This is a genomic window from Bradyrhizobium sp. USDA 3397 (assembly GCF_054060965.1).
On sequence record NZ_JBSSDS010000001.1, the window covers coordinates 6,261,501 to 6,280,360 of the forward strand.

The 18,860-nt window shown below is 64.2% G+C and carries 23 protein-coding genes; 18 read left to right on the forward strand and 5 right to left on the reverse strand.

Annotated elements, in window-relative coordinates; genetic code table 11:
- Positions 1–60 precede the first annotated feature (60 nt).
- The 4 genes from ACVWYQ_RS28935 (at position 61) to ACVWYQ_RS28950 (ending at position 2,904) form a co-directional block, all read left to right on the forward strand.
- Entirely contained in the window at positions 61–429 is a 369-nt protein-coding gene (locus ACVWYQ_RS28935) for a YciI family protein (RefSeq protein ID WP_157283793.1), read from the forward strand.
- The gene (locus tag ACVWYQ_RS28940) at positions 426–1,727 is read left to right on the forward strand and encodes an RNA polymerase sigma factor (protein ID WP_404545993.1); all 1,302 of its coding nucleotides are present in this window, start codon (positions 426–428) and stop codon (positions 1,725–1,727) included. Before ACVWYQ_RS28935 ends, ACVWYQ_RS28940 begins: the two co-directional genes overlap by 4 nt.
- 193 nt (positions 1,728–1,920) lie before the next feature.
- Positions 1,921–2,460 carry an SRPBCC family protein gene (locus tag ACVWYQ_RS28945; protein ID WP_404545995.1) on the forward strand — a complete coding sequence of 180 codons (540 nt, stop codon included), beginning with the start codon at positions 1,921–1,923 and terminating at the stop codon, positions 2,458–2,460.
- Between the two features lie 30 nt (positions 2,461–2,490).
- Positions 2,491–2,904 carry a VOC family protein gene (locus ACVWYQ_RS28950; protein ID WP_271542924.1) on the forward strand — a complete coding sequence of 138 codons (414 nt, stop codon included), beginning with the start codon at positions 2,491–2,493 and terminating at the stop codon, positions 2,902–2,904.
- A gap of 197 nt (positions 2,905–3,101) precedes the next feature.
- Here ACVWYQ_RS28950 and ACVWYQ_RS28955 read toward each other — a convergent pair whose 3' ends face one another.
- From ACVWYQ_RS28955 to ACVWYQ_RS28965, 3 genes are all read right to left on the reverse strand, one after another.
- On the reverse strand, positions 3,102–3,452 hold the full coding sequence (locus ACVWYQ_RS28955) for a hypothetical protein (protein WP_157283795.1): 351 nt from the start codon (positions 3,450–3,452) through the stop codon (positions 3,102–3,104).
- A 396-nt stretch (positions 3,453–3,848) separates the two neighbouring features.
- Positions 3,849–4,286, reverse strand: a complete 438-nt coding sequence (locus ACVWYQ_RS28960) for a hypothetical protein (RefSeq protein WP_035998510.1) — start codon at positions 4,284–4,286, stop codon at positions 3,849–3,851.
- Between the two features lie 125 nt (positions 4,287–4,411).
- Positions 4,412–5,200: an SDR family NAD(P)-dependent oxidoreductase gene (locus tag ACVWYQ_RS28965; RefSeq protein ID WP_157283796.1), complete on the reverse strand. Its 789-nt coding sequence runs from the start codon at positions 5,198–5,200 to the stop codon at positions 4,412–4,414.
- Positions 5,201–5,464: 264 nt separating this feature from the next.
- On the opposite strand from ACVWYQ_RS28965, the gene ACVWYQ_RS28970 reads away from it, so the two are divergent.
- From ACVWYQ_RS28970 to ACVWYQ_RS28995, 6 genes are all read left to right on the forward strand, one after another.
- Positions 5,465–5,869: a YciI family protein gene (locus tag ACVWYQ_RS28970; protein ID WP_128264189.1), complete on the forward strand. Its 405-nt coding sequence runs from the start codon at positions 5,465–5,467 to the stop codon at positions 5,867–5,869.
- 48 nt (positions 5,870–5,917) lie between these two features.
- Positions 5,918–6,283, forward strand: a complete 366-nt coding sequence (locus ACVWYQ_RS28975) for a YciI family protein (RefSeq protein WP_128264188.1) — start codon at positions 5,918–5,920, stop codon at positions 6,281–6,283.
- A 124-nt stretch (positions 6,284–6,407) separates the two neighbouring features.
- Positions 6,408–7,148: a TetR/AcrR family transcriptional regulator gene (locus tag ACVWYQ_RS28980; RefSeq protein ID WP_456726608.1), complete on the forward strand. Its 741-nt coding sequence runs from the start codon at positions 6,408–6,410 to the stop codon at positions 7,146–7,148.
- A gap of 121 nt (positions 7,149–7,269) precedes the next feature.
- Positions 7,270–7,761: a DUF2852 domain-containing protein gene (locus ACVWYQ_RS28985; RefSeq protein ID WP_025034098.1), complete on the forward strand. Its 492-nt coding sequence runs from the start codon at positions 7,270–7,272 to the stop codon at positions 7,759–7,761.
- 253 nt (positions 7,762–8,014) lie between these two features.
- Complete coding sequence (locus tag ACVWYQ_RS28990) at positions 8,015–8,272, forward strand: hypothetical protein (RefSeq protein ID WP_404545999.1); 258 nt, start codon at positions 8,015–8,017, stop codon at positions 8,270–8,272.
- Entirely contained in the window at positions 8,269–8,403 is a 135-nt protein-coding gene (locus tag ACVWYQ_RS28995; RefSeq protein ID WP_271542926.1) for a hypothetical protein, read from the forward strand. Before ACVWYQ_RS28990 ends, ACVWYQ_RS28995 begins: the two co-directional genes overlap by 4 nt.
- A 33-nt stretch (positions 8,404–8,436) precedes the next feature.
- Here ACVWYQ_RS28995 and ACVWYQ_RS29000 read toward each other — a convergent pair whose 3' ends face one another.
- Entirely contained in the window at positions 8,437–9,600 is a 1,164-nt protein-coding gene (locus tag ACVWYQ_RS29000) for an acyl-CoA desaturase (protein ID WP_404546001.1), read from the reverse strand.
- A gap of 278 nt (positions 9,601–9,878) precedes the next feature.
- On the opposite strand from ACVWYQ_RS29000, the gene ACVWYQ_RS29005 reads away from it, so the two are divergent.
- Positions 9,879–10,628, forward strand: a complete 750-nt coding sequence (locus ACVWYQ_RS29005) for a serine O-acetyltransferase (protein ID WP_404546003.1) — start codon at positions 9,879–9,881, stop codon at positions 10,626–10,628.
- Positions 10,629–10,635: 7 nt separating this feature from the next.
- Here ACVWYQ_RS29005 and ACVWYQ_RS29010 read toward each other — a convergent pair whose 3' ends face one another.
- The gene (locus ACVWYQ_RS29010) at positions 10,636–11,154 is read right to left on the reverse strand and encodes a DUF2231 domain-containing protein (protein WP_157283799.1); all 519 of its coding nucleotides are present in this window, start codon (positions 11,152–11,154) and stop codon (positions 10,636–10,638) included.
- Positions 11,155–11,576: 422 nt separating this feature from the next.
- On the opposite strand from ACVWYQ_RS29010, the gene tolQ reads away from it, so the two are divergent.
- The 7 genes from tolQ to ACVWYQ_RS29045 all read left to right on the forward strand — a co-directional run bounded on the left by tolQ (position 11,577) and on the right by ACVWYQ_RS29045 (position 18,647).
- Entirely contained in the window at positions 11,577–12,293 is a 717-nt protein-coding gene (gene tolQ / locus ACVWYQ_RS29015) for a protein TolQ (RefSeq protein ID WP_008546343.1), read from the forward strand.
- Positions 12,294–12,336: 43 nt separating this feature from the next.
- Positions 12,337–12,789 carry a protein TolR gene (gene tolR, locus ACVWYQ_RS29020; protein ID WP_036021864.1) on the forward strand — a complete coding sequence of 151 codons (453 nt, stop codon included), beginning with the start codon at positions 12,337–12,339 and terminating at the stop codon, positions 12,787–12,789.
- Between the two features lie 4 nt (positions 12,790–12,793).
- Positions 12,794–13,753 (forward strand): protein TolA, encoded by a 960-nt coding sequence (locus ACVWYQ_RS29025; protein WP_128264182.1) that lies wholly within the window; start codon positions 12,794–12,796, stop codon positions 13,751–13,753.
- Positions 13,754–13,794: 41 nt separating this feature from the next.
- Positions 13,795–15,138 carry a Tol-Pal system beta propeller repeat protein TolB gene (gene tolB, locus ACVWYQ_RS29030; protein ID WP_035998559.1) on the forward strand — a complete coding sequence of 448 codons (1,344 nt, stop codon included), beginning with the start codon at positions 13,795–13,797 and terminating at the stop codon, positions 15,136–15,138.
- A gap of 78 nt (positions 15,139–15,216) precedes the next feature.
- Complete coding sequence (locus ACVWYQ_RS29035) at positions 15,217–15,360, forward strand: hypothetical protein (protein WP_193760487.1); 144 nt, start codon at positions 15,217–15,219, stop codon at positions 15,358–15,360.
- Between the two features lie 36 nt (positions 15,361–15,396).
- Positions 15,397–17,718, forward strand: coding sequence for a putative bifunctional diguanylate cyclase/phosphodiesterase (locus ACVWYQ_RS29040; protein ID WP_456726609.1), 2,322 nt, complete (start codon positions 15,397–15,399; stop codon positions 17,716–17,718).
- Between the two features lie 167 nt (positions 17,719–17,885).
- A complete protein-coding gene (locus ACVWYQ_RS29045) occupies positions 17,886–18,647 on the forward strand; it encodes an N-acyl amino acid synthase FeeM domain-containing protein (protein WP_035998571.1) in 762 nt (253 codons plus the stop codon).
- Positions 18,648–18,860: the final 213 nt, after the last annotated feature.

Here is an 18,860-nt window from a genome sequence, read left to right on the forward strand (position 1 = left end):
AGCGCTGTCGGCGCGGGGCATATTGGCGCGTCTTCAGTACAGACGAGGGAAGTGCCGCCCATGCTTTACGCCATACTTTGCTATCACGATGAGGATTTCGTCGGCTCCTGGAGCAAGGAGCAGGACGAGGCCGTGATGAAGAAGCTCGCCGTGGTGCAGGACAAGCTCACAAGGCAGGGCCGGCTCGGGCCGGTGGCGCGGCTGTTGCCGACGACCGCGGCGGCGACGCTGCGCAAGGAGGATCCGCCGCTGGTGCTCGACGGTCCCTATGCCGAGACCAAGGAGCAGCTGCTCGGCTTCTACATCGTCGACTGCAAGAATCTCGACGACGCGCTCGACGTCGCACGCGAGCTGGGTGCCGCCAATCCCGGCGGCGCCTATGAGGTGCGTCCCGTCGGCGTGTTCCGGCCTGGAGGAAACCTGACGTGAGCGAGGCCGATACCGCCTGGATCGAGACTGCGCTGACTTCGGCGCGACCCCAGGCGGTCGGCGCGCTGCTGCGCTATTTCCGCGATCTCGACACCGCCGAGGAGGCGTTTCAGAACGCCTGCCTGCGCGCGCTCAAGACCTGGCCGCAGAATGGGCCGCCGCGCGATCCCGCGGCTTGGCTGATCATGGTCGGCCGCAACGTTGCGATCGACGAAGTGCGACGCGCGCGCAGGCAGCAGCCGCTGCCGGAGGACGACCAGGCGATCTCCGATCTCGACGACGCCGAAGGTGAGCTGGCCGAGCGGCTCGACGGCTCGCACTATCGCGACGACATCTTGCGGCTGATGTTCATCTGCTGCCATCCAGGATTGCCGGCGACGCAGCAGATCGCGCTGGCGCTGCGCATCGTCTCGGGCCTCACGGTGAAGCAGATCGCCCGCGCGTTCCTGGTTTCGGAAGCGGCGATGGAGCAGCGCATCACGCGCGCCAAGGCAAAGGTGGCCGAGGCCGGGACGCCGTTCGAGGCGCCGGGCGCGGTCGAGCGCTCTGAACGGCTCGCCGGCGTCGCGGCGATGATCTACCTGATCTTCAATGAAGGCTATTCGGCGAGCGGTGACACCGCGGAGATCAGGAAGCCGCTGTGCGAGGAGGCGATCCGGCTGGCGCGGCTGCTGCTGCGGCTGTTTCCGAGCGAGCCGGAGATCATGGGCCTGACCGCGCTGATCCTGTTGCAGCACGCGCGCAGCGCCGCGCGCTTTGCCGCGGACGGGTCGCTGATCCTGCTGGACGATCAGGATCGTTCGTTGTGGAACGGCACCATGATCGCGGAGGGCCTCGCGCTGATCGACAAGGCGATGCGCCACCGCCGCAGCGGGGCCTATCAGATTCAGGCCGCGATCGCCGCACTGCATGCGCGCGCGGCGACGCCGGAGGAGACCGACTGGACGGAGATCGACCTGCTTTACGGCGCGCTCGAAGTGGTGCAGCCCTCGCCGGTGGTGACGCTCAACCGGGCGGTCGCTGTCTCCAAGGTGCGCGGGCCGCAGGCCGCGCTCGAGCTGATCGAGCCGCTGGCGCCGAAGCTCGCCAATTATTTTCATTTCTACGGCGTGCGCGGCGCCTTCCTGATGCAGCTCGGCCGCAATGACGAAGCCCGAATCGCCTTCGATCGCGCCATCGCGCTCGCCAACACCTCGGCCGAAGCCGCCCACATCCGCATGCATCTCGATCGCCTGATCCGGGACAGCCAGCCGAAGCGCAGCGATGGCAGCGTGAAGTTGGGTACGAAGGCAAAGTAGGCCCGTCTGCCTCCACATCGTCATGCCCGGGCTTGTCCCGGGCATCCACGGTCTTTCCATCTACGCCAAGAACGTGGATGGCCGGGACAAGCCCGGCCATGACGAGCGGCGGGCAGTGCGCCAAAGAATTTCTCTCCCATTGTCGGCCCCCGCCGTTCCCCTTCGTCTTAATCCCGTACCAGGGGAGTCATCCATGCTGAAAGCCGTTGCCGTCATCGCCATCGTTCTCGCCGCCGGCGTTGCCGCCGTCCTCGTCTTTGCCCTGACGAAACCCGATACCCTCCGTGTGGAACGCTCGCTCGCCGTCAACGCACCGGCCGCTGCGATCTATCCGCTGGTTGCCGATTTCCATCGCTGGACCGCCTGGTCGCCCTATGAGACCCGCGATCCCGCCATGAAGCGGACGTTCGGCGGAACCTCGGCAGGGAAGGGTGCGACCTATGCCTGGGACGGCAACAACAAGGTCGGCGCCGGCCATATGGAGATCCTGGAGGCGACCGGGCCCTCCAAGCTCCGGATCAAGCTTGATTTCGAGCGGCCGTTCGAAGGCCACAACACCGCCGAGTTCACCTTTGTGCCGCAAGGCGATGCCACACTCGTCACATGGGCGATGTACGGTCCGGCCCCGTTCATGTCCAAGCTGATGCAGGTGTTCTTCAACATGGACAGCATGATCGGCAAGGATTTCGAGACCGGCCTCGCCGGCCTGAAGAAGCTCACCGAGAAGCGATAGGTCTCAAGGCAAACGAAGAGGAGAGAAACGATGCTCAATCCCTATCTGTTCTACCAGGACAATTGCGAAGCCGCGTTCAACTATTACGTCAAGGTTCTCGGGGGCAAGATCGATGCGATGATGCGTTCATCGGACGCGCCGCCGGAGGTGCCGGCTACGCCCGGCCGTGAGAAGATGATCATGCATGCGCGGATGTCACTGCCGGACGGCACGGTATTGATGGCCTCCGACTCGCCGGCCGAGCATTTCCAGAAGCCGCAGGGCTTTGCAATCTCGCTTACAGTCAAAGACCCCGCGGATGGCGAGCGCAAGTTCAACGCGCTGGCCGACGGTGGCAGCGTCACCATGCCCTTCAGCAAGACGTTCTGGGCCAAGGGCTTCGGCATGTGCGTCGACAAGTTCGGCATTCCCTGGATGGTGAATTGCCCGGCCGAAGGCATGTGATAGAGCATGATCCGGAAAAGTGTGAAGCGGTTTTCCGAAAAGATCATGCTCAAACAACAACCTAAAGCGCGATGACGATTTATCCTATCGCATCGCGCTTTGGGCGCGACCGTCGCGTTGCGATCCCCTCTCTCCAATGCTGAGGGAGAGGGGACGTACGTTTCGTTACGTCAGGCGCCGATCGGCCGTTTGTCCTCTCACCGGATTGATCCGGTGACGTCCTCGCGCGGCGCTGACGATTCCACGCAGCGAGGGCAGATCACGAGCTTGGCGCCGAGCGTCCTGTCGTTCTCCGCCTGTATCTCGTCCTGGACCGCCCACCACGCCTCGGAATAGGGGCGCAATGTGCCGAGCACTTTTTCGCGCTCCTGATTCGGATCACTTGCAGCCGGCGCGCCGGTCGTGACGCGCCGCTTGGCGACATGCGGACGGTTCGGATCCTTGCCGAGGCCATCCCATGCCATGGCGCGGCGTTCCTGCGCTGGCGCCTCTGCGCATCCGATCAGCGCTGTGCAAAAAGTGAGCACGATCAAGCCGTGTCGAATCATGCCGGGCTTTTGCCTCCATAATCGGCGCGCAGAATCTGCATGAGACACGCGCATCGTCGGTTCAATGGAACTCAAGGCAAAACAAGCTTGCCGGCATGGCCGAATATGAGTCGTGCTTTCGCATCACTTTGCGGACGCAGTGAGGCCGCTTCGTGAAGCGAGCTGCATCGCACAACAATTGGCGCAATATTGGGCTGTGCTCTGCACGCCAGAATCGTTATTGGTGAGTCATAAAAGCTACAAACTGGGATGGACGTCACTTGCAAGGGGAGCGACCGATGGCGGCGGCGCTACAGATCAACTTTGCTCTTTGGGGAATGCTCATTTGCGCCAGCGCGAAGCTGGCGCCAGTGATCCAGACGCTGTTTTGAAAGCGGTTGGCGGCTGCCGGCTGTATCAGCGGCAACGCGGATAGATCGCGGCGAGATCGCGCCCCTTCAACAGCAGCAACCGCGAGGTCAGGCCGCCACGGCGGCTGATCCAGTCGCGCACCGGACCGGGATAGGCGGCAAGCACCGCGACCGATGCTTCCGGCTCGGCATAGAAGCGGCCGCGCCGATCGACCGAGCGTGCGGCATGGAAGCCGAGCACGGCGCGCTTGGTGACGCAGATGCGCTCGCCCGGCACGATGCTCAGCACCAGCGTGCAGGCGGACAGGCAGGGGCCGTCGATCACCACGCGCTCGCCACTGTCGCGGACCTTTTCGAACAGATCGAGGAACGGCCCGACCTGTCCGCCCGGGGACTGGATGATGCGGATCTCGGCCGCCGCGGGCGCGGCGGCGAGCAGCGCGGATGCAAGCATCAGAGCTTTGAGGAAGGTGATGCGTTGCATGAACTCTCCACCAAACCGCTTTCGTGGGGTGGGCAAAGCGTAGCGTGCCCACCATCCGCACCGCAAACTTGCGATAGTGGTGGGCACGGCGCGTTGCGCCTTTGCCCACCCTACAAATCCTGTGCCTACCCGTTGCGCCTCTGCCCGCGCAGCGTCGGCAGGCCGATGCCCGCCGCATCGAAGCCGCCGTCCACGGCCAAAATTTGGCCGGTGATGTAGCTCGCGCGGCCCGAGCACAGGAAATAGATCGCTTCCGCGAGTTCCTCTTCCAGGCCGTAGCGGTTGAGCGGAATGGCGTCGTGATAGTCGGCTCGGATCTCCTTGGTGTGCACCTGCTTCGCCATCGCGGTGTCGACGGGTCCCGGTGCGACCGCGTTGACGCGGATGTTGAGGGAGGCGAGCTCGACCGCGAGCTGCTTGGTGAGGTGTGCAAGGCCTGCCTTGCTGGTGCCGTAGGCCGAGCGCAGCGTCGAAGCGCGCACGGCCGAGATCGAGGTGATGTTGACGATGGCGCCGCCATTGCCGTCGCGCATCAAAGGCACAGCCGCCTTGGTGCAGAGGAACGGTCCGGTGAGGTTGACCTCGAGCACGCGGCGCCAGTCGGCATCCGACGTCTCCATCAGCGGCGCGAACACCGCGATGCCGGCATTGTTGACCAGCGCGTCCAGCCGGCCGAACCGCCGCTCGATCGCCGTCATTGCGGCGCTGACTGCGGCCGCGTCGGCGATATCGCAGGTCAGCGCCAGCGTCGCCTCGCTCTGGCCGATGTCCGCGACCGCGTGGCCGAGCAGTTCGTGCTCGATGTCGAGCAGGGCCACGCGCCAGCCCTCGGCCAAGAATTTCTTCGCGGTCGCAAGCCCGATGCCGCGGGCGGCACCGGTGACGAGGGCGACTTTTTGCGGGGCTTGCGGCATTGGCTGATCTGTCCTGCGTCCGGGAGCGGCGTGCGAGAGCGCCGGCCCCTTTTACTGCGCTTTGGTTCCGGCATGAAAGGCCTCGCCGAGCCGATCGAGCCCGATGCGGCCCAGAATGCGCCAGCCGCGGCTGCGCTGCGGCCTCGAAATAATTTCTGTCCCACTGTCGGCCGGGCAGAATGCCGTTCGTCTTGGAGGTGAGCGCGGGCCAGCCGTTTCCGCCCGCAGGACATATCGGAGCGACTGAGACAGCAAGGAACTCCCATGCGATTCATGATGCTGATGATCCCGCTCGGCTACGAGAACGCGCCGCCGGAGCTTCAACTCGATCCCGAGCGCGTCGCCGCGATGATGCGCTACAACGAGGCGCTGAAGGATGCGGGCGTGCTGATCACGCTCGATGGGCTGCACCCGCCGTCGACCGGGGCGCGCGTCTCGTTCGCGACCGGCAAGCCCGTCGTCACCGACGGGCCCTTTGCCGAAGCCAAGGAAGTCCTGGGCGGCTATTGGATGATCGAGGTCGCCTCGCGCGAGGAAGCGATCGCGTGGGCCAAGAAGTGCCCGGCTTCAGCCAACGAGATCATCGAGGTCCGCCAAGTGCAGGAGATGGCCGACTACTCGCCCGAAGTGCAGGAGATCGTCGCCGGGTTTGGCGACCTGAAGACGTAGACGAGACGGCGGCTGCGCGATTCCCAATCAACCTGAAGGAGAAAACCCATGAGCGCCGAACATAAATTTCTCGCCGTCTATCTCGGCAGCATGAGCGGATCGAAAATGGCGGCGTGGCGGGCGCTGCCCGAGGCCGAGCGGAAGGCGAAGGAGCAGGCGGGCATGGCCGCTTGGCATGGCTGGGTCGAGAAGCACAAATCCGTGATCGTCGAGATGGGCGGCCCGCTCGGCAAGACCCGCAGGATCGACGGGAGCGGCATCACGGAAGTCAGCAACGCGCTGACCGGTTTCACGGTGGTGCGCGCCGCCTCGCAGGAGGACGCTGCAAAGCTGTTCGAGAACCATCCGCATTTTGCGATCTTCCCCGGCGAAGCAATCGAGGTCATGCCCGTGCTGCCGATTCCGGAGATGTAGCCCCGGTCACCCGTCATTCCGGGTTCGATACTCCGTATCGCCCCGGAATGACGTGAAAATACGGGTTAACCAGTCCGGCCGCCGCTAGTGACCTTCACGCCCGGCTCATGTAAAGGTCGTTCACATGAGCTGGCGCAAGGAGCAGCGCCGCGCCGAGCGCGGCTATCACCACGGCAATCTGAAGGAAGCCCTGTTGCAGGCGGCCCTCGGGCTGATCGCCGAGAAGGGGGCGGCCGGCTTCACCTTCGCCGATGCCGCGCGCATGGCCGGCGTCAGTGCGGCGGCGCCCTACCGGCATTTCCGCGACCGTGACGAGCTGCTGTCCTCGATCGCCCAGCGCGGTTTCGAGCAGTTCGAGGCGCGCCTGGCCGCGGTCTGGGACGACGGGCGCCCCGATACGGTCACCGCGTTCGAGCGCGTCGGCAAGGCCTATCTGGCCTTCGCCCGCGAGGAGCCCGCCTTCTACAGCGCGATGTTCGAATCGGGCGTGCCGGTGGGTGCCAATCCTGCGCTTCAGGCGGCCAGCGAGCGCGCATTCAACATCATTCGCGCCGCCGCCGAGCGGCTCGCGGCCCTGACGCCGCCGGGCACGCCGCGGCCGCCGGCCATGATGATGGCCTTGCACATCTGGTCGATGGCCCACGGCGTGGCCTCGCTGTTTTCCCGCGGCGATGCTGCGCGCCGCAAGCTGCCGATGTCGCCGGACGAGCTGCTGGAGGCCGAGGTGCTGATCTATTTGCGCGGCCTCGGCTTCCCGACCGACCGTCGTCCCTCAGGCAAGGGCGCCGAGCCGCCGCCGGTGCCACCGGAGGCTTCCTCCGGTTCGGGCCTGCCGCCCGGCAGTCCCTGGGGCAAGCCGAAATAAGATTGCTCGAAGAATCACGCGGGCGTGTCTGGCGGTCGGCTTGACAAAATCGCGGGATAGTCTAGCTATGTAAATGTTATTTACATTCACAACGGCGCTGGTGCCGTGATGGAGATGGGAAATGGCCTATACCGCTGACGTCAATCGCTGGCGCGGCCCTTCGGACCAATACCAACAGTACGAGCGTCCCCGCATGCTCGATACGCCTTGGCATCCGGGCTGGATCGCCGTGACCATCCTCGGCTTCATCATCTGGTGGCCGATCGGACTTGCCCTTCTCTTTTTCACACTCGGGAGCAGAAGAATGTCGTGCTGGAGCCATCAGGACCGCTGGCAGAACAAGATGGAAAAGATGCAGTACAAGATGGATCGCATGCGCGACCGCATGGAGCGCCGCGGCTTCGGCTTTGGCTTCGGGCCGCCGTCCTCCGGCAACCGAGCCTTCGACGAGTATCGCAGTGAGACGCTGCGCCGGCTCGAGGAAGAGCAGGTCGAGTTCAAGAACTTCCTCGACCGCCTGCGTCACGCCAAGGACAAGGAAGAGTTCGACCAGTTCATGGCGCAGCACAAGACGCGCCCGACTCCGCCGCCGACCGACCAGCAGCAGGGCTGATCTGAAGAAGTCCACCTCTCAAGCCTTCAGGCGCATGCCCCCAAAGTCCTGATGGCCTCGAGCCGCCCGTCTGCGCAACCCGCAGGCGGGCGGTTTGGTTTATGTCAAACTTCGATGGTCGTCCTGGCGATGCGAAGCGCCTGCGAGGGCTTTGCGAGGCCCATCACGCAGATGTGCAGGGTCGATAGAACCCGGACCGCGCGAGCACCGACCAAGCCTTGACTGCGCCTCCGCGGCGCCGACGGGCACGATCATGACCAATATTGAACGCAAACAAATCGGCCAGCGCCTCGGATTGTTCGAGCGCGCGGCCGTGTTGTTCGAGCGCTTCGGCCCTGTGGTGCCGGTGGCGATTGCGTTCCTCAGTGGGTGGCCCACGGAAGTTCAGCTCTACCCGGAATGGCAGCTCGGTGAGTCCTGGCGGTTGTTTCTCAGCGCCAATCTATATTGGGGCGCATCGTACGCACTCAGCCGCGCGGTGTCGTTCGCGAAGGGAAGTATCGTCCCATGATCCTGCTCCGCGATTTCGCGCTTTTCGTCCTGCCGGTGCTGATCGCCGCAGGCGGCTGGCTCTATGCGCTCAGCCTCCGCAAGCAGGCTGACCCCGGCCGCGCCCGCGATGGACGCGCCCCGGCAGCATGACCGCTGCCGGCCGGTGTCGCATGGCGTGAAGTTTCAGCGCACTGCGGCGAGTTGCGCGTGAACCGAGGCCAGGAAGTATTCGTAGGCGTGGTCGACGATCTCGTTGAGCGATCGCGTGCGCGCGAACATCGCTTTGGCCTCCGCGAGAAACTCCTCGCGGGTCGGGATCTTCGGCAGATGCAGATGCGTCAGCGCGTCGACACCTTCATGCGCGCGATTGAGAATGTCGTGCAGCGACGGCAGCTGCAACTGGGCGAGATCGGCACGGCGGCGTGCCGACGAAATCGCATGCGCCAGGGTCTGCGCATCGAACCGTCCGGCGAGCTGGCGGGCGGCCCGCTGGATGACCCGCGCGCCGAGCGGCTGCTCGTTGCGCAGCACCTGTTCGGGCGGCGCTTTCATGTTCCAGACGACGCCGATCCACGACAGCAGCGTCAGGATGTAATAGGTCACGTCGACTTCCCACCAGCGAAAGCCCTGTCGCACGCTGCTCTGATAGGCGTGGTGATTGTTGTGCCAGCCCTCACCCAGCGTGAACAACGCCAGCAGCCAGTTGTTGCGGGAATCATCGCCGGTCACGTAGCGCTTGCGCCCGTGCACATGGGCAAGCGAATTGATGCAGAAGGTCGCGTGATAGACCAGCACAGTGCTCCAGAGAAAGCCGACCACCAGACCCGACCATCCTGCGACCAGGAAGCAGAGCCCTGCCAGCACGAACGCCGGCAGCAGCTCCAGCCGATGCAGCCACATCAGCTCGGGATAGGCGGCGAGATCGCCGACCTTCACGAGGTCGGTTGCGTCGTGCTGCCGGTAAAAGATCCAGCCGAGATGGCTATAGAGGAAGCCGCGGTGACGCGGTGAATGCACGTCGTTTTCGGTGTCGGAATGCAGGTGATGGTGGCGATGTTTGGCCGCCCACCACAACACGCTCTTCTGGGCGCTGCTTTGCGCAAGGCAGGCCAGGATGAACTGAAACACCCGGCTGGTCGCAAACGCCCGATGCGAGAAATAGCGATGGTAGCCGGCTCCGATCGCGAACATCCGCAAGCAATAGAGTGAGACGCAGATCGCGACCGCCTGCCAGGTGACGCCCGACCAGATTGCCGCAAGGCAGCCGAGATGGACCAGCAGGAACGGCAGGGCGGATGGATACATGATGTCGTCGTGCTGGTCGTCGGCGGGGGCGTTGGGCGACATATTTGAGCGTGACCTCGGATGACGTGGATTCGGAACTGGATCCGGCAGCTTGACGTCCGGCGGGTACCAAAACCCGCGGATGCCACCGCGGGCTTCGGCCGAAGGGTGGCCGCAGCTCTCTGGCAAGCAAGCCCGTAGCCTTACGGGGAGCATGGCGCACAGGTGGCCGCGCGTGTTGCCGACGCCAATTGGCGCGCAGGCGGCCTGGGTCCTATATTCGACAGCGAGAAGCAAGCGTCAAAACACCGCAGGCGGCAATGCGGACGGAGACTGCGATCATGGCGAGCGACATCCTCTGGCAGGAGATACGCGGCGAGGCGCGGCGCGCCGCAGCGGCGGATCCCGTCTTCGGCAAGGCTGTCGCCGATGCCATCCTTGCCCATGACGATTTTACCGCTGCCTTGGCCGATCTGATCGGGCGTCGGCTGGGCGGCAGCGCCGCCGATCGCGAGCGCTTCACGACGTTTTCCCGCGATGCCTTTCGCGGCCAACCGGATCTGGTCGAAGCGGCCGGCCGCGACCTAACCGCCATCGTGCTCCGCGATCCCGCCATCGCCGGATTGTTGCCGCCGCTGCTGCACTTCAAGGGCTATGTCGCGCTGCAGTCCTGGCGCGTCTCGCACTGGCTATGGCGTCATGACCATCGTGATGCGGCGCTGCTGTTGCAGAACGAGGCTTCGAACGTCCTGCAGGTCAGCATTCATCCGGCCGCGAGCCTCGGCTCGTCGGTTTATCTCGACCATGCCACCGGCATCGTGATCGGTGCCAATGTCGTCATCGGCGACGAGGCGACCATCCTTCAGAATGTCAGCATCGGACGCCATGGCGACCTGCCGATGCGCTCGCCTCGCATCGGTCGCGGCGTGTTCATCGGCTCCGGCGCGACCATCCTCGGCGACATCGAGATCGGCGACTTCGCCAAGATCGGCGCCGGGACTGTCGTGACCGGTGACGTGCCTGGCGGCTGCACCGCAATCGGCAATCCCGCGCGGCTCACCAATTGCCTTGCGGCCGCTTCGTCCGCTTGACTGTCGCTCAGGCGGCGCGGCGGTGGCTTTCGCCGCCATGATGCGGGTTGACCGGCTCCGAGCTGGTCTGGCCCGGCGCGTCCAGCACCGCGACGTGGTGGCGGTAGACCATTTCCCAGCCCTTCCATCCCGTGAACAGGAGGATGCCGACCACGACCAGGGACAGCACGACGCCCCAGGGGTTGATCGCCGCCTCCGCGCCTTGGGCGTAGCGGAGATAGAAATTGACCAGGGCCAGCACCACCGCCGCGAGATTGCCGATCATGTGGTACCAGGCGTCGTTCAGGCGGCGGATGCGCGGCTCGCTGAAGAAGTCGGTAAAGCCGGCTGCGGCGGCAACCAGCGCCATGACGATGCCGGCGCCGATCAGCCACATCGCGGCGCGTGCCCAAAAACCGTCGCCGGTTCCGATGAAGGCGAGATCGGCGATGGGGGCGCCGACCAGGAACGCGACGGGGAACGGGATCAGCATGGGGTGGAGCGGGTGATCGCCGATCGCGGCGGTCGTCTTGGGGTTGATGGACATGGCAGGACCTCGCTGAGAGTGATTTTCCGGACAATTTTTGGCGCGAGAGCAGGTTCCTCCGGCCGGTGCGTCCGGAACACGGGATCCGGGGTCCATCCCCCTGCACGGACTGCCTTTCCTGCAACCAAATGCGCCGCCGGTAACCCCGCATTAACCATCGGCGGGCTCTGGTATGTGCGGACAGGCGTGCCCGGAGCCCGACGTCAAGGCCTGGGGTCGAGGCCCCTTAGTTTTGACATCTTGGCGGGGAATGCAGGCGGCCGGCTTTTGACGAGCCTTTGGACGAGCCCTGCACCCCAGAAAGACAAGGCTTTGAGCGGGCTTGCCCGCCGCGCGGGTCCAGCGCGGCTGTTGGGGAACACCGGCCGCGATTTGCTGGCCGAAGGACATTAGGTAACGATCGCCTTGAGAGGATACTGCTTATGAATCCGGCCGAATTGGCTCAGTCAGCCCTTCCGGTTGCTGCCTCCGCCGACGTGTCGCTGATCGCGCTGTTCTGGCAGGCTCACTGGATCGTGAAAGCGGTGATGCTGGGGCTTCTGGCCTGCTCGGTCTGGGTCTGGGCGATCGCCATCGACAAGATCTTTCTCTACGCGCGCACCCGCCGCTCGATGGACCGGTTCGAGCAGGCGTTCTGGTCCGGCGAGTCGATCGAGGAGCTCTATCGCACGCTGTCGGCCAAGCCGACGCATTCCATGGCGGCCTGCTTCGTGGCGGCGATGCGCGAATGGAAGCGCTCGTTCGAGAGCCATGCCCGCTCGGTCGCAGGGCTTCAGATGCGCATCGACAAGGTGATGAACGTCTCGATTGCGCGCGAGGTCGAGCGGCTGGAACGGCGCCTTTTGGTGCTGGCGACCGTCGGCTCCGCCGGCCCCTTCGTCGGCCTGTTCGGCACGGTCTGGGGCATCATGTCGAGCTTCCAGTCGATCGCGGCCTCGAAAAATACCTCTCTGGCGGTGGTCGCCCCCGGTATCGCCGAGGCGCTGTTTGCGACCGCCGTCGGCCTTATCGCCGCCATTCCTGCCACTATTTTCTACAATAAGTTCACCTCCGAGGTGAACCGGCAGGCCCAGCGGCTCGAGGGCTTTGCTGATGAATTTTCAGCCATTCTGTCTCGTCAGATCGACGAGCGGGGCTGACGGACGGCATGTATAGTGTGAAGGGCAATCTGGGCACGCGATCATGGCCATGAACGTTGCGAGTTCGTCCGGCGGCGGCGGGCGCCGCGGCCGGCGCAAGCCGGTCGTGGCCGAGATCAACGTCACGCCGATGGTCGACGTCATGCTGGTGCTGCTCATCATCTTCATGGTGTCGGCACCGATGCTGACGGTCGGCGTCCCGCTCGACCTGCCCCAGACCAGTGCCAAGAGCCTCGAAAACAACGACCAGAAGCCGATCCAGATGTCGGTCGACATCAAGGGCAAGGTGTTCATCAACGACACCGAGATTGCGCTGAACGAGCTGATCCCGAAGCTGAAGGCGATCACCGATGCGCGCGGCGGCCTCGAGGAACGCATCTATCTGCGCGCCGACAAGAAGGCGGATTACGGCACCGTGGCCAAGGTGATGGGCCAGCTCTCGGGCGCCGGATTCAAGAAGCTGGCGCTCGTCACGGAAGCGGATCAGGGGTCTTGAGGCCGTGAAGGTGAACGTCGACAAGACACTCGTTGCGTCGATTGCCCTGCATGTCCTCGTGCTGGGATGGGGGCTCGTCACCTTCAGCAGCAAGGCCTACATCGCTACGCAGGAATCGCTTCCGATCGACATCATCTCCTCCGATCAGCTCGCCAAGATGATGGCGGGGCAGAAGACCGGCAAGAAGGAGGAGCCGAAGCCGAAGGTCGAGAAGATCGCGGAGCCCAAGCCCGAGGAAGACGCCGTCGGCAAGGTCACCGAGAAGAAAGAGCTGATCAAGACCAACTCCCAGCCGGAGCCGCCGCCGAAGCCGGTCGAGAAGCCGGTGGAGAAGAAGCCGGAGCCGCCGAAGCCCGTGGCGGAGGCCAAGCCGAAGGAAGAGCCGAAGCCGCAGGAAAAGAAGCCTGATCCGGCCAAGGAAGATCCGATCGCCGAGCTGCAGAAGAAGATGGAGACCAAGAAGCCGCCGCCGAAGCCCGTGGAGCAGAAGGTCGCGGCGGTGCAGCCGCAGCAGCAGCCCAAGCCCAAGGAGCGCACGTTCGACCCCGCGCAGATCCAGCGCGACCTCGACAAGCGCGCCGCGACGCGGCACGAGCAGACCGGCGCGGCGCTGAATGCATCGGCGTCGCTGGGAGCAGCAACCGGGACGGCCGCCAACAATGTTGCGACCTGGCAGGGCGCGTTCATGTCGGCGGTCAGGCGCTGCTTCACGCCCACCTACAACGGGCAGGATGCCGACCAATACGAAGTCGACATCGATATTTTTATGAAGATCGATGGAACACTGGCATCCGAGCCGGTTGTCGTTGCAGCGCGTGGACCGTCCAGGTCGATCGCTCAGGCCGTGGCGGAGAGTGGCAAGCGTGCCATCGTCCAGTGTCAAGTCTATTCGTTCCTGCCGAAGCAGCAGTATGACACCTGGAAGACCATTCCGATGCGCTTCGGCCTGAAGGATATGTTGTGACATCCGAACAAAAGAATTTTGCGATGAATGACATTCGATCGATGAACCGCCGCCGCTTCATGACGCTGACCGGATCCGCGCTTGCGACGCTTGGGGCTGGACATGCGCTCGCCCAACCGCAAAAGCGGCTTGAAATCAATCCCACCGAATTCCAGCCGATCCCGATCGCGATCAGCAACTTCCTGCCCGGCTCGCCCTCCGACGGCGACGTCGGCAACGGCGTCACGCAGGTCATCACCAACAATCTGAAGCGCTCGGGCCTGTTCGCGCCGATCGATCAGGCCGCCTTCATCGAGCGCATCAACAACATGGATGTCGCGCCGCAATTCCAGAACTGGAAGACCATCAACGCGCAGGCGCTCGTCACCGGCCGCATGACGCGGCAGCCGGACGGGCGGCTCAAGGCCGAATTCCGTCTATGGGACGTCATCTCCGGCCAGCAGCTCGCCGGCCAGCAATATTTCACCTCGCCGGAATATTGGCGCCGCATCGCCCACATCATCTCCGACCAGATCTACGAGCGCATGACCGGCGAGAAGGGCTATTTCGACAGCCGCGTCGTGTTCGTGGACGAGACCGGGCCGAAGGAGCGCCGCGTCAAGCGCCTCGCGATCATGGATCAGGACGGCGCCAATGTGCGCTATCTGACCCGCGGCTCCGATCTCGTGCTGACGCCGCGCTTCTCGCCGAACTCGCAAGAGATCACCTACATGGAGTTCGGTCAGGGTGATCCGAAGGTCTATCTCTACAACATCGAGACCGGCCAGCGCGAGATCGTCGGCAATTTCCCGGGCATGACCTTTGCGCCGCGCTTCTCGCCGGACGGCCAGCGCGTCATCATGAGCCTGCAGCAGGGCGGCAATTCCAACCTGTTCGTGATGGATCTGCGCTCGCGCTCGACCACGCGTCTCACCGACACGCCGGCGATCGACACCTCGCCGTCCTATTCGCCCGACGGCAGCCGCATCTGCTTCGAGTCCGATCGTGGCGGCAGGTCGCAGATCTACGTGATGAGTGCGGGCGGCGGACAGGCGCAGCGCATCTCCTTCTCCAAGGACGACACCAACGCCAGCTATTCGACGCCGGTGTGGTCGCCGAAGGGCGACTACATCGCCTTCACCCGGCAGGGCGGCGGGCAGTTCGCGATCGGCGTCATGAAGCCCGACGGCTCGGGCGAGCGGCTGCTCACCTCCGGCTTTCACAACGAAGGCCCGACCTTCTCGCCGAACGGCCGCGTGCTGATGTTCTTCCGCGATCCTGGCGGCAATGGCGGACCGTCGCTGTACTCGGTCGACATCTCCGGCCGCAACGAATTGAAAGTGCCGACGCCGGGTTTTGCCTCGGACCCGGCATGGTCGCCACTGTTGTCCTCGACCTCGGGCTGACAACGGCGCAGTTGAAACATCGCGCGTTCAGACGCGCGATGTTTTCGAAAAACCGCGCCGATTTTTTCCGAGTTTGCCGTGAACGGCAACACTTCCTTCACCTTGCGCCCGGCAAGGCTTGCCTACCTGCTTGATATTCCAGCAGAAATCATTTCGCTATTGCCGAAAAACAACCCGACTTTAACGATGTTCCCTCAGAAAAGCTTCATCTCGGCTGGGTAAGACTACGCGCTGAACAGGACGCGCGTACAAACCAAAATGCAGTTCGCAAGCCAGAGCGGAGAGCAGGGGCAGCCGCCGCCGGTCAATCCGGCGGCGCAGATCGATTTGCTCTTTGAAGCGCCCGGACCGCTGCTGGCCGGTCTCATCTTCGTGTCGATCGGTGCTGCGCTGACTGCGCTGAAGACAGGTGAGCTCCTGATTTGGGCGTGCGTGGCGCTGCTCGTCTTGGCCGGAACGGTGCGGGCGATCGATTTGCGGCGCTATCAGGGACGCAAGTCGAGCGTGACCGCCGAGGCGGCCAAACGCTGGCAGGCGCGGTATCAGATCGGCGCGAAGATCCAGGCTGCAGCGATCGGCATCTGGTGCGGCACGACTCTGCTCGCCACCGACGACGCGGTCGCGCATATGATTGCCCTGTCGGTCACGACAGGCATCGCCGCAGGGGGAGCGGGAAGGGCGTACGGACGACCGTCGATCTTCCATCTGCAGGCGCTGCTCATTTTCGCCCCGGCGGTGTTGGCATTGGCGTGGCGCGGCACGCCCTACTACATCGCGATGGCCGTTGTGAGCGCGGCCTTCCTGCTGGCGATCATGCAGCTCTCGGTCAACTTGCACCGGATCTTCATGGGCGCCGTGGTGGCGCGCGAACGCGAAGCCGCACTTGCGGGCCAGTTCGATACCGCCCTCAACAACATGCCGCACGGTCTTTGCATGTTCCATCGCGATGGCCAGCTCGCGGTGATGAATCACCGCTTCGCGGCGATGATGAACCTGCCCGACCATCTGCCTCGGAGCGGCGCCAGCGCGCGCGACATCATCGCGGCGTGCGTGCAGGCAAGATCCATCTCGAGCGCGGACGGCGAGCATATCGTCGCCGGCATCGAAAGTTCGCGGGAGAAGGAGATCATCACCGCCGAGGCGAACCTGGAGCGAAATCGGTCGCTGTGCTGGACCGTTCAGCCGATGGCGGACGGAGGGGCGGTGCTGCTGCTCGAGGACATCACCGAGCGGCGCAACGCCGAGGCCAAGATCACCCATCTTGCGCGATACGACGACCTGACGGCGTTGCCGAACAGGGTCAACTTCCGCGACCAGATCGAGCACCTGCTGGCTGTCTCCCACGATGCGGCGCAGCTCTCTGCGCTGTTGTTCATCGACCTCGACCAGTTCAAGCAGGTCAACGACACGCTGGGCCATCCCTGCGGCGACCAGCTCCTGTGCGCCGTCGCCAACCGCTTGCGCGAGATGCTGCGCCCCGAGGATTTCGTCGCCCGGTTCGGCGGCGACGAGTTCGTCGTGTTCCAGCAGAACCTCACGGCGCCCGAGGACGCCGCGGCACTCGCCCGCCGCATCGTCGAGCGGTTGAGCGAGCGGTACCGCATCGACAATCATCTGGTCGAGATCGGCGCCAGCGTTGGCATCGCGCTGACCTCGCCGGAGGGCACCAGCGCCGACACGCTGCTCAAGAACGCCGATATGGCGCTGTACCGCGCCAAAGCCGACGGCCGCGGCACCTATTGTTTCTTCCGCGACGAGATGGCCGCGACCGTCGAGCAGCGCCGCATCCTCGAGCTCGACCTGCGCAAGGCGCTCGCCAACGAGGAATTCGAGCTGTTCTTCCAGCCGCTGGTCAATCTGAGGTCCGGCAAGATCACCACCTGCGAAGCGTTGCTGCGCTGGAATCATCCGGTGCGCGGCACGGTCTCCCCGGTCGACATCATCCCGGTCGCCGAGGACATGGGCCTGATCGTCGATCTCGGCCGCTGGATCCTGCGCCGCGCCTGCATGGAATGCATGAAGTGGCCGGAGGGTGTCAGCGTCGCCGTCAATTTCTCGCCGCAACAATTCCACCAGCGCGACGTCCTGAACGAAATCCGCTACGCGCTCGAAGTGTCGGGCCTGCCGGCGCATCGTCTTGAGATCGAGATCACCGAGTCCTCGCTGCTGCGCAACACCCAACTCACCCACGACATCCTGTCGCAATTGCATGCGCTCGGCGTGCGCATCTCGCTCGACGATTTCGGCACCGGCTATTCCAGCCTCAGCTACCTGCACAATTTCCCGATGCAGAAGGTGAAGATCGATCGCTCCTTCCTCGAAGGCATCGATTCCGACCGGCCGCTGACGCTGCTGCGCGGTGTCGCGCGGCTGTCCGCCGATCTCGGCATGGCCGTCGTGGTCGAAGGCATCGAGACCAATGAGCAGCTCGAGCTGATCAGCGCCGACGGCACCGTGACCGAAGGGCAGGGCTACCTGTTCAGCCGGCCCGTACCGGCGGTGCGGATCCGGCAATTGCTCAACGCCTCGCATGGTCGTCGCGTGCCCGACGACCAGCTCGCCCTCGTGTCGTCGCGATAGGCCCGATCCCTTCCCGACAGCTCCACTCCCGCACTCGGCTCCCATCTGCACCGTAGTCTTGCGGGCTCGCAAAGGTTAACCCTAACGATTCTATAGCTTTGCAATTCCGTTAAGGAACCATTAAGGTCTGGCTACTCGTGGAAGTTGCTTGGAGTCAGAGGTTGCAGATGAAGTCCGGAGCCGAACCGAACACGGCGCTCCTTCCACGAGGCGCCGCGTTGTTTGACCGCATCGATTATCGGCTCATCGAAACGCCCGAGGACAAGGACAACCTGTATCTGATGCGCTACCGCGCCTATCTGCAGGCCGGTCTGATCGAGCCATCACCTTCACTGCGCGTCAGCGATCGTTTCGACGAAACGCCCAACACCTGGAATTTCGGGGTCTACGTTGACGGAGAGCTTTGCAGCTCCGTCCGCATCCATCTGCTGACGTCGGAATGGCGGATGTCCTACACCACCGAGGTGTTCGGCGACATCCTGCATCCCCGCCTCGATCGCGGCGAGGTTTTTGTCGATCCGTGTCGGCTCGTTGCAGATCCCGACAAGCACCACCGCTTTCCCGAGCTGCCCTATTTGACCGTCCGCCTCGCCTTTGTCGCGTGCGATCATTTCAACGCCGACACCGGCCTTGCCATGATCCGGACCGATCATCAGGCGTTCTACCGCCGCATCTTCCTGCACGAGACCATTTCGCCGGAGCCGCGGGGCTTTCCGGGCTGGCCCACCAAGAAGGCGGTCCTGATGGCGACAGACGTCCGGCGGCAGCGCGACAAGGTGCTGGCGCGCTTTCCGATCATGCGCTCCAGTGCGTTCGAGCGGCGCATGCTGTTTGAACGCAGCATCCCCCGCCAGGCCGCCACGCGGCCGATTCTGCTCACCACGCCGCGGACCCTGGACGTGGCCTCTCAAGCGCTCGGTTCGGTCTAGGCGGGCGCTCCCCAGTCATTTCGGCCCAAAATTCCAGCAAGTGCCGGCTCTTTTGCCGGCCGACGCGGCTTGCCTTCACCCTCGCGCCACATTTACAACCCATTAACCATGACGTTTGCTTTTCGCTGGTTGGGGGCATTTGACCGGCTGAGGCAAGGTTCCGTCAAGGTTGACGGAACGTTCGCTTAACCAACCCCCTGTAGACCGGACAGC